We start from the raw sequence: 10,327 nt of genomic DNA, 5'->3' as shown, positions 1-10,327 counted from the left end.
ATATGACTCCTAATGAATTTTACCACCTCTATTCTGGAGAACAGCTAACTGATATTGAGGTAAGGGTGTAATTATAAGAAAAGGCGAGAATTAATTAGATATTGTCCAAAATAAAGGGGTTAATCCGCTATACTCCATTTCATAAATTCAATTGTAGGAAATACTAATTTGTTAGTTGATGGTGTTGAAGGATTAAAAACCCAAAAAATTGTTAATGACATTATTAAACAAATTAAATGTTAATACAATATAGGTAGTTTTGTCTATCCCATCGAAAAGGTGGATTAAGAATTCTTTCATTTGTTAAAGTTTTATAATTTATAAACTTATGCAAATCTAGAAGAGGAAGATACAAAATTATAGTATGAAGGTATTAATTATTTATATGGTGAATTAGAGCGTGAAAAAAATATATAGGCTTGGTAGGAAAAGCACATACTCCTAATATAAAAATTAAGCTTTATCAAAATTAATTTTTTATTAGGAGTTTTTTATATGTTTATTAAATAGTTAAAAGAAATAAACTTTATTACAAACAATAAATTCATTAGCATATTTAAGTTTTAGGAATAAATTAATTGTATGGAAATTAAATATTATATAGGAGATGAATATAGTGCAGAGCAAAAAGAGAATAGTTTTTTTTGTCTTACCCGGGCTGGATAGCTTTATAGACAGTATTATAGAATCTTTATCTCATATATACCATACTAAAAAAGTAATTGTAAATAACTATAATCAAATTAATACAGAAATGGAAAGTGCTGATATTTGTTGGTTTGAATGGTGTGACTCTCTTATTGTATATGGTAGTAAACTTCCTATAGCAAAAGATAAAAAAATAGTATGTCGTCTTCATAGTTATGAAGCCTTTACAAATTATATATACGGGGTTAACTTTGAAAATGTTGATAAAATTATATTTGTAGCTGAGCATATAAAAAGGTTAGTGTTAAGTAAAATTTTTATACCAGAACATAAGGTTTCTGTTATTCCTAACGGCATTAATCTAAGTATGCATGAATATAAAGAAAGAGAAAAGGGTTTTAACATAGCCTATGTAGGATATATAAATTTTAAAAAAGGGCCTATGTTATTAATGCATGCTTTTAAGAAAATTTTTGATAGTGATAGTAGATATATTCTCCATATTGCGGGAACTTTCGATGATGACAGATATAGATTGTATTTTAATCAAATGATAAAGGAGTTTAACTTGGAAAATAATGTTATTTTTTATGGCTGGCAAAAAGATATAGATAAATGGCTGGAAGATAAAAATTACCTTATTTGTACTAGCGTATTAGAAAGTCAAGGACTTGGTATTATGGAAGCTATGTCCAAGGGAATTAGACCACTTATTCATAATTTTGTAGGGGCAAAAGAAATTTATCCTAAGAAATGTGTATGGAGTTCTTTAGAGGATTTAGTAAATATGCTTTCTGATGAAGAATATTCTTCAATAGATTTCAGAAATTATATAAAGGATAATTATTCTATAGAATATACTAATAAAAGAATTATAGATGAGATAATAGAAGGTGAAACCATAAAAAATAAGGGAAATCCTAATTTAATAAGCTTAAAATCTGAAATTGATTTATATTATAACAGGACTATAAATACTAAAGGAAAGCTAATTTACAGTCATAATAATAAAGAAAAGGAGATTACTATAGTTACTCCTATTTATAATGGAGAGAATTTTATTGAAAATATTTTTGAAAGCATTTCTAAACAAACAATAAATAATAAATTGGAGTGGATTTTAGTAGATGATAAATCTACAGATGACAGTTTAAACAAATGTATAGAACTTGCCAAGAATAATAAAGACAAAATAGGAACTATAAAAATTTATTCTTTAGATGAAAATTCCGGAGCTATTTATGCTCTTAAATTTGGTTTTAATAAGGCTAAAACTAATTATATAGGATGGATAAGTGTAGATGATGCCTATGTGGATAATGATAAATTAGAAGTAGATCTGAATTTATTAAAAAATGAAAACTATGATATTACTTTTTCTAATAAAATGATCCTTGGAACTAATATTACACAAGGTGCATTATATAATATAGACGATAATATCCTTAAGCTACTTAAATCAGATAATAGAATGAAAAAAATAGCTTATTTATCTTATAGTAACCCTATAAATGGGAGTAGTCTTGTGTTTTCAAAGGAAGCATATAAAAAATGTGGTGGCTTTGATACAAGTTTAGTAAGTGTAGATGGGGATTGGGATTTACTAAGTAAATCTGCTCTACTAAATTTAAAATTTACTCATGATGACAAAACCGTTTTTAATACTTCTCATACAAATCAAACATCTAAAAATACAACTAAAATGATAGTTGGATCTACAATAACTAGACTTAGAATTTTAAATTTATTAGAAAGAAAAGGTAATATGAAGAGCTTTTTAAATATTTTAAATGAATTTGGATGGCTTAATGATAGATATTTAAGTATAAGGCCTATATTTAGTTATCATTTGGTTTTGTTAAATAAAAATACATTAAAAAATGTAGAAGATAATTTTGTATACAGAACAGAAAATACCTTTAATAAAAAAGATTTACAAGATATTTTTAACAAATCAATAGAACTAATGGATAGTAAATCTTTTAGTGATTTTTATAAAAATATAGATTTATAAAGGGGTTGGAAATTTTGAAAGATGTCATATTGGTTACAGGGGGACTAGGGTTTATAGGGAAAAAACTAGTTCAAAAGTTAAAAGATGAGTATAGTGATTATAAAATAGTTGTACTTGATCAATATATTAGAGATTATGATGATTATATAAGGTCTGATATTACTGATTTTGGTGAAATTTATACTAATGTAAAAAGAATAAATGGGAATATAAAATATATAATTCATGCAGCAAGTGAAGTTGGTAGGATAAATGGTGAGGAACATCCTTGGAAAATGATTGATTCTGCAGTAAAGGGAACTTTGAATTTGATAAATATAGCATTAGAATATGATGCTAAACTGGTATATTTTAGCACTTCAGAAGTATATGGAGACATTTTTGATGATAAAGAAGTTGTGGAAGAGGATATGTTAAATGTTAGTCCTTTAACACTGAATAATGTATATGCTATAAGCAAATTATTCGGAGAAAGTTTAGTTAGACATTATGTTAAAAATTATGGGTTAAAAGCAGTTGGTATAAGACCTTTTATGGTATATGGTCCAGGGGTTTACTCCTCAAAGTATAAATCTGCTTTGGACATTTTTGCATGGAAACTATTAAATGAAGAAGAGATTAATGTAGATGAAAATTGTGTCCGTTCTTGGTGTCATATAAATGATTTTATAGATGGAATACTATTAATAATCAAAAAGCATAATTTTCATAACAAAGAATATACAGCTTACAATGTAGGAAATAATAAGGAGTATAAGACTATAGAAGAAAGTGCAGAATTTATTAGAAAGGAATTATCAAAAGATACAAGTTTAATTAATATACAAAGATTTAATGGAAAATTTAAATCTCAAAGTAAATATTTTAAGATAGATAAATTAGAAAGTTTAGGATTTGTTCCGAAAGTCACAATTAACGATGGTATAAAAGAAATGATTGATTGGTATAAAAAAGTTAAAGATGAGTCTTTAAAATGATAGCTGTTTTAGGAGCTAGTGGGTTTATAGGTCAAAATATTCAAGAAGTTTTAATTAAGGATTATACTAAGGCATGTAATAATGTTTTAATGATATATTTTAATAATTCTAAAAATATTTTAAAGGAATTTAATAAAATAAGTTTTGATGAATTTATAAAAAATAGAAAATTTTTAGATAGTGTTGATACTCTAATAATATGCTGTGGAAATAGCAATACTCACATTGAAGAAGAGAGCCTTTATAAATTCTTAATAAGAGATACAAAGTATATACTACAAATGAAAGACAAAATAAATTGTAATATTATTTTTTTATCTAGTGCAGCTGTGTATGATGGTAATTTAGGTTATATGAAAGAAGATGAAAGAATTTATCCCTATAGCTTATATGGAATATGCAAATACAACTCTGAGATGGCATTAAAATATATTATGCAAAATATTAAAAATAAGAAGTTGATTATTTATAGGCTGACCTATGGCTATGGAAAATTTGAGAGAAATAATAGATTAATGCCACTAATTAAAAATTGTATTAAAGAAAATAAAGTTTTAAAGGCTACAGGATATAATAATTATTTAAATCCACTATCAGCTGAATTTATAGCTAAGACTATAATAGAGACGAGTAAAAATATCAATATTTTCCCAGAAAGTGAGATTATTAATTTAACATCTATAAGAAAATTAAAACTAAAAGATATTTTAAATATTATTTCTAAAAACTATAATCTAAAATATGAATTAGTATCAGAAGAACCTTCTATTAAATACTCTATTTTAAGTGAAAAAATAGAATATTATTTAAAAAAATTAAGTATACCAGAGGAATTTATTAATGAAAAAATAATTGATTATTTTAAATAAGAAAAATAATAAAGGAGCTATAGCATTAGTACAGAAAGTACTTTATTGCTAAAGCTTCTTTTTTTTATTTGGTATAGCCAGCAGATTCGTAAAATATACAGATAAAAGTAGTTTAGTGTAGCATTTATTATAAAGATTGCATAGTATATATTGAAGCTTTTCAGGCTTCATTTTCATAGAGGAAGTGAATTTTATATGGCTAATAGTATTGTTTTTTCAAATTCAGCTGAAGAATTAAAAACTTCGATATATGGATATGACGGTACAAATTATATGCCAATTAAAGTAAATGATGCTGGGGCATTAGAAATAAATGTAGGAACCATAAATTCAATAGATTCAATATCTAGTGGTACAATAACAAAGCTTGGTTCAATAACTAACGGTACAGTGGATGTAACTCAGGTTAGTTCATTAACCAGTGGAACTTTGGCAAAGGTAAGTTCGCTAACTAGTGGAACCGTAGCAAAATTAAGTTCAATAACAAATGGAACAATAACAAAATTAAGTTCAATAACTAACGGTACAGTGGATGTAACTCAGGTTAGTTCATTAACTAGCGGAACTTTGGCAAAGGTAAGTTCAATAACAAATGGAACAATAACAAAATTAAGTTCAATAACTAACGGTACAGTGGATGTAACTCAGGTTAGTTCATTAACCAGTGGAACTTTGGCAAAGGTAAGTTCGCTAACTAGTGGAACCGTAGCAAAATTAAGTTCAATAACAAATGGAACAATAACAAAATTAAGTTCAATAACTAACGGTACAGTGGATGTAACTCAGGTTAGTTCATTAACTAGCGGAACTTTGGCAAAGGTAAGTTCAATAACAAATGGAACAATAACAAAATTAAGTTCAATAACTAATGGTACAGTGGATGTAACTCAGGTTAGTTCATTAACTAGCGGAACTTTGGCAAAGGTAAGTTCAATAACAAATGGAACAATAACGAAATTAAGTTCAATAACTAACGGTACAGTGGATGTAACACAACTTAATTCACTAACAAGTGGAACTATAGCTAAGATAACTTCTATTACTAATGGTTCTGTAAATGTAAACATTACAGATAGATTTTTCCAGCAAACTTCTGAAACTGTTTCCCCTATAGCTTTGGCTACACCACAATATAGTACTGCAGTGGATACTTCAAAGATGCAGGATATTACTTGGTATGTTAAAAAGGTTGCTGGTGGAACTATGCCAGTAACAGTTAGAATTGCAGTATGTCCAGAACAAAACGGAACCTATGTATTAGTTGGAGAAACTGCTACTGTAGGAGCAGTTGGCAGTGCAAAAGCATTAAGTAGTTCTTATTATATGCATTATACAAAAGTTTATTGTACAACAGCTGCAACTACCAACCAAAGTGTACAAGTATTTTTCAACGGTAGGTACTAACACATTAGCTAAGAGGTACTTTCTTGTACTTCTTAGCTTCTTTGAAATAGAGGTGGTTATATATAATGGGTCATGAAATAAGTTTATGCATGATTGTTAAAAATGAAGAGGATAATTTAGAAAGATGTTTGAAAAGTGTAGAGGATTTAGTAGATGAAATAATAGTAGTAGATACTGGATCTACAGATAAAACAATAGAAATAGCAGAGAAATATAATGCGAAAATTTTCAATTTTAAATGGTGTAACGATTTTAGTGCTGCTAGAAATGAATCCTTAAAACATGCATCAAAAGACTGGATATTAATAATGGATGGAGACGACGAGTTTTGTAGTGGAGATAAAGTAAAATTTAGAAATCTTATAGAAAAAGATTTAGTTGACAATACAATATATTTCTTTGAAACTTTAAATTTTTCTGGGTATAGTGTAAATACTACAGATATAAGTATAAATTTAAATCCACGACTTTTTAAAAATAATTATGGATTTCATTATGAAGGTAAGGTTCATAATCAATTAGTTAATAACGAAAAAGATGTGGTAGGAGAAACCTACGATATACGAATATATCACTATGGTTATTTAAATAAAAATATTGTATCTAAAGATAAAAGAAATAGAAACATTAGTCTTTTAAAAGAACAGATAAAAAAAGGTGTAGATAAAAAGTTTGCATATTTTAATTTAGGAAATGAGTATTTTGCTTTAGATGATAAAAGATCAGCATTGGATAACTATTATAAATCTTATGATAATTTTGATCCTAGTACTGGATATGCTTCTAGATTGATAGAAAGAATAGTTATATCAAATTATACTTTAAAAGATTATGATAAGGCTTTAGAGTTTATTGAAACTGGAATAAATTATTATCCTGATTTTACAGATTTATATTATCTAAAGGGACTAGTACTTGAAGAAAAAAACAGCCCTTTATTAGCTATAAAATCCTTTAAAAAATGTATAGATATTGGGGAACCTCCTTCTGTATTAAAATCTATTTATGGAGTAGGAGGTTTTAGACCTAATTATGAATTATCAAAAATTTACATGGATCTAAAGGATTATGATAATGCATATAAATATTCTGTTGATACTATTAAAACAAAGCCGGATTTTTTAGCACCTCTTTATAATATATGCCATATATTAAAGGAGAAAAACATTAATATAGATGATAGGAAAACAATACTAGAAAACTTCTTTACCGATTTTCCTAGAGAGTATCCTATAATAGCAGATTTATTTTATATGGAAGGGGATTATGAAACAGCATTAGAATATATAAATAAAAGTGAAGAAACCAAAACTCTTTCAGAGGATTTAAAAATATTTAAAGTTAAATCTTTAATATATTCATGTAGAATTGACGAATGTATAAAATATATTGATTCAATAGATAGAAATAATTTATATTACTTTCAAATAATGATGTATAAGGCTTTATGTTTTATTATTAAAGATAAATATGATTTAGCTATTGTTTCAATAAATTATTTTAATAAAAGTAATTTATCAGATTATAATAACACCACTTTAAAAGTATATAAAGAGCTTATGAATTTATTTACAAATAAGAATACAAATATTTTATCAGAAGATAAAAATATGATAGAATTTACTCCGGTAATATTTCAGATATGTGAAATAATGCTTATAAATAAAGAATTTTATAAGTTTGAAAAAGCTTTAAATTTGCTAAACTTAGTAAGTGACAAATCTGTTTTATTACACTTAGGTAAGTTGTATTTTAGATATGGATATAATGAAATGGCTAAAAAGGAAATTATTAGGTCTATAAAATTATTTGAAATAATTGATAAAGAAGGAGCAAAAATATTAGAATGTCTTTTATAATTATTTAGGTTGATTTAAAGGTTTCAAGACCCTTTTTACAATTAGGAGTGATGAAAATGCTTACTGAGCCTACTAATATATTTACCAAAGATGAGGAACTTATTTTAATAGGAGAAGAAATTTTACAATGGCTTGAAAGCTATACTCCACCACCATTAGCTAATAATGTAAATTTAGTTGGTAGAAAATTTAGTGAAAATATTTTTAATGTAGTTGCTGCAATTGATTATGAATATAGTCCTTCTGTTGAAACAATACAACAATCTATGGTTACCTTTTTTGTAAAAAACACTGGGTTAAATAGCGCAAATGTGAAACTTCAAATAAGCCCTAAACAAAATGAAGTGGACTATGGATATACGGATGATAGTGTTACTATAAAAAATGTAGCTCCAGGAGAAATAGTAACAATAGTCCCCATGATTTTTTCAAGGTATGTAAGAATGGCATATAAATCAGATTTAGGCACCTCCTTAGAAATCATTGTTCAATCTCATATATAATTTTTAACAGAAAAAGACTATCTCCTAAGGTATTTTTATACCTTGGGAGATAGTCTTTTTTTATTAAAATATATAATTTTTTATCTGAAAAATTACTAAACTTTAATAGTTTTATATAATATAATTGTTGCATCTTCAATTGGGTGATTATTAGCATGGGTAATAAAAACTCTAGCATAGTTCATATATGCAGTTGTAGTTAGGATTATATTGTCATCTTTTAAAAGGATATAGTCACTTGCATAAGGTAACTTATTGTCTATCCAATTTATATTATCAGAGCTAAGTTGAATTAATACGGTAATTGCTCCATTACCTTTATTCTCCATGGCAAAAGTGCCTATATTAGGACCTAAATATACAGGAGTACAGGTAGCAGAATCATCTGAAGATAATAAATTAATTGTTTCCATGGGATAGGAGCTTAATCCAGGGCAATATTTAAAACGTAGTTCTAACTGAGGGAATTTTGTTTCATCATCACTAAATGTGCTGGAAAAACTAACAAAGCTAGATTTATCTTCAAATGATTTTATGACTATTCCATAATTTAAACTAGGGTTACAGTACCATTCTCCAACTAAACTTGTTATATTAATTTTAATGAATTTATTAATTTCATTACTTATATTTAAAGATGTATAAGGTGTATCTTTAAACTTAGGTTCCGTAGAGTAAGTTACTAAATTTTCATTAAATGGTTCTAAAAGTTTGTGGATTATTAATGGTTTTGTAACTGAAGTATTTTGATTTAAGTTTATATAAAGATTTAAAGATGCCTCACAAATCATTATATTTTCAGGAAGATTAGAAAGATCAAAATACATTAAAGTTCTATATGAATTTAAGTCAGTATCATTTCTACCACAATTTAGAAAGTGTGATCCATTAAAATTAGTATTAGGAAAAAGCTTTGCAATATACAAATCGGAATTAGGAATTTTTTCTATATTTTCTACAAATCCCATAAAATTCACTCCTTAATGCAGTGAAAAATTTCTAAATCCAATATAGAAATTTCCCATTATAACCTATCATATGCTTATAGTATATGATAGGTGATTATTTGTGAAGAAAAATTAAAAGATGCATGTTAGCTCATAGTATATAATAAGGTATTGTGCTAAGCAGGAGAGTTTTAATCATTTAATAAATTTTTTGTTACCCTTAACATTTCTGTAGTAGAAGATATTCCTCATGGAGCTATATACCAAAGCTCTAGGGTAAGTGAAAGAATCTTATTATTTTTATAGGTTTTTGTGCTTTTAATTAAATCATTTTCTAAAATTTTAGTATAGAGATTTTTTTGAAAGATCAAAACTATCCTATTTTAAAATCTCTAAGCCATCTATAATAACCTGTCCTTCGTATTCATCTGTAAGTCTACTCATTATAGAAAGCAAAGTACTTTTTCCAGCCCCATATTGTTATCCTAAAGGATAGATGATACTACCATTCCATATAGAAGTTTATACGACAGACATTATAAGTTAAAAGTTATATTGTATTAGCAGTAAATAAGAAGGGGATTAAAACGAAGGTGCAAGATTTTACACCGATTTTGCAGTATTTACATTCGAAGTCAAACATAAGTTTAAAAAATTTAGTAATAATTTAATATAAAAATAAAATATGTGAGAGTAGATAAGAAAATAAAGAAATATAATATTCAAAATAGAAATATAATATTCAAAATAAAGATATATTAAAATACAAAATATGAATATAAATTTTTAAATTTAAACATACTCATGAATATTTTTTACATTTTTTAAAAAAAGTGGTATAATTCTATATAGTTACAAGAAAAATAAGAGGGATATGATATAAAAAGTAAATTAACTATTTTAACATTAAGTACATTATTAGTACTTAATTCTGTACCATTAACTGTTCAGGCACAAGCGCCAGTTATTGCAAAGGAATCGGATTAACCCCTTTATTTTGGACAATATCTAATTAATTCTCGCCTTTTCTTATAATTACACCCTTACCTCAATATCAGTTAGCTGTTCTCCAGAATAGAGGTGGTAAAATTCATTAGGAGTCATAT

7 protein-coding genes and 1 pseudogene are annotated in these 10,327 nt (G+C 26.4%); 6 read left to right on the top strand and 2 right to left on the bottom strand.

What is annotated here, in order from left to right; translation table 11 throughout:
* Nucleotides 1-607: 607 nt before the first annotated feature.
* The 6 genes from EJL03_RS15675 (at nucleotide 608) to EJL03_RS15650 (ending at nucleotide 8,274) form a co-directional block, all read left to right on the top strand.
* On the top strand, nucleotides 608-2,662 hold the full coding sequence (locus EJL03_RS15675; RefSeq protein ID WP_243108739.1) for a glycosyltransferase: 2,055 nt from the start codon (nucleotides 608-610) through the stop codon (nucleotides 2,660-2,662).
* Between the two features lie 14 nt (nucleotides 2,663-2,676).
* Nucleotides 2,677-3,639 carry an NAD-dependent epimerase/dehydratase family protein gene (locus EJL03_RS15670; RefSeq protein ID WP_125154903.1) on the top strand — a complete coding sequence of 321 codons (963 nt, stop codon included), beginning with the start codon at nucleotides 2,677-2,679 and terminating at the stop codon, nucleotides 3,637-3,639.
* A complete protein-coding gene (locus EJL03_RS15665) occupies nucleotides 3,636-4,508 on the top strand; it encodes an NAD-dependent epimerase/dehydratase family protein (RefSeq protein ID WP_125154902.1) in 873 nt (290 codons plus the stop codon). Before EJL03_RS15670 ends, EJL03_RS15665 begins: the two co-directional genes overlap by 4 nt.
* 195 nt (nucleotides 4,509-4,703) lie before the next feature.
* A complete protein-coding gene (locus EJL03_RS15660) occupies nucleotides 4,704-5,912 on the top strand; it encodes a hypothetical protein (protein WP_125154901.1) in 1,209 nt (402 codons plus the stop codon).
* Nucleotides 5,913-5,977: 65 nt separating this feature from the next.
* On the top strand, nucleotides 5,978-7,771 hold the full coding sequence (locus EJL03_RS15655) for a tetratricopeptide repeat-containing glycosyltransferase family 2 protein (protein WP_125154900.1): 1,794 nt from the start codon (nucleotides 5,978-5,980) through the stop codon (nucleotides 7,769-7,771).
* A 56-nt stretch (nucleotides 7,772-7,827) separates the two neighbouring features.
* On the top strand, nucleotides 7,828-8,274 hold the full coding sequence (locus EJL03_RS15650; RefSeq protein ID WP_125154899.1) for a DUF6385 domain-containing protein: 447 nt from the start codon (nucleotides 7,828-7,830) through the stop codon (nucleotides 8,272-8,274).
* 95 nt (nucleotides 8,275-8,369) lie between these two features.
* Here EJL03_RS15650 and EJL03_RS15645 read toward each other — a convergent pair whose 3' ends face one another.
* Together EJL03_RS15645 and EJL03_RS15635 are read right to left on the bottom strand one after the other, a co-directional pair.
* The gene (locus EJL03_RS15645; RefSeq protein WP_125154898.1) at nucleotides 8,370-9,242 is read right to left on the bottom strand and encodes a DNRLRE domain-containing protein; all 873 of its coding nucleotides are present in this window, start codon (nucleotides 9,240-9,242) and stop codon (nucleotides 8,370-8,372) included.
* A gap of 357 nt (nucleotides 9,243-9,599) precedes the next feature.
* Nucleotides 9,600-9,683, bottom strand: a pseudogene (locus EJL03_RS15635) (iron ABC transporter ATP-binding protein); the annotation flags it as partial.
* Nucleotides 9,684-10,327 lie beyond the last annotated feature (644 nt).

The sequence above is a fragment of the Clostridium rectalis genome (assembly GCF_900626095.1).
Taxonomy (GTDB): Bacteria; Bacillota; Clostridia; order Clostridiales; family Clostridiaceae; genus Clostridium_AS; species Clostridium_AS rectalis.
Note: the sequence above shows the minus strand (reverse complement) of the source record. Positions and strands in the feature narration are given on the sequence as shown.

Excerpts from the sequence above, each read along its gene's own strand:
- EJL03_RS15675 (WP_243108739.1), top strand. The coding sequence starts at position 608 with ATGAATATAGTGCAGAGCAAAAAGAGAATAGTTTTTTTTGTCTTACCC.
- EJL03_RS15665 (WP_125154902.1), top strand. The coding sequence starts at position 3,636 with ATGATAGCTGTTTTAGGAGCTAGTGGGTTTATAGGTCAAAATATTCAA.
- EJL03_RS15660 (WP_125154901.1), top strand. The coding sequence starts at position 4,704 with ATGGCTAATAGTATTGTTTTTTCAAATTCAGCTGAAGAATTAAAAACT.
- EJL03_RS15655 (WP_125154900.1), top strand. The coding sequence starts at position 5,978 with ATGGGTCATGAAATAAGTTTATGCATGATTGTTAAAAATGAAGAGGAT.
- EJL03_RS15650 (WP_125154899.1), top strand. The coding sequence starts at position 7,828 with ATGCTTACTGAGCCTACTAATATATTTACCAAAGATGAGGAACTTATT.
- EJL03_RS15645 (WP_125154898.1), bottom strand. The coding sequence starts at position 9,242 with ATGGGATTTGTAGAAAATATAGAAAAAATTCCTAATTCCGATTTGTAT.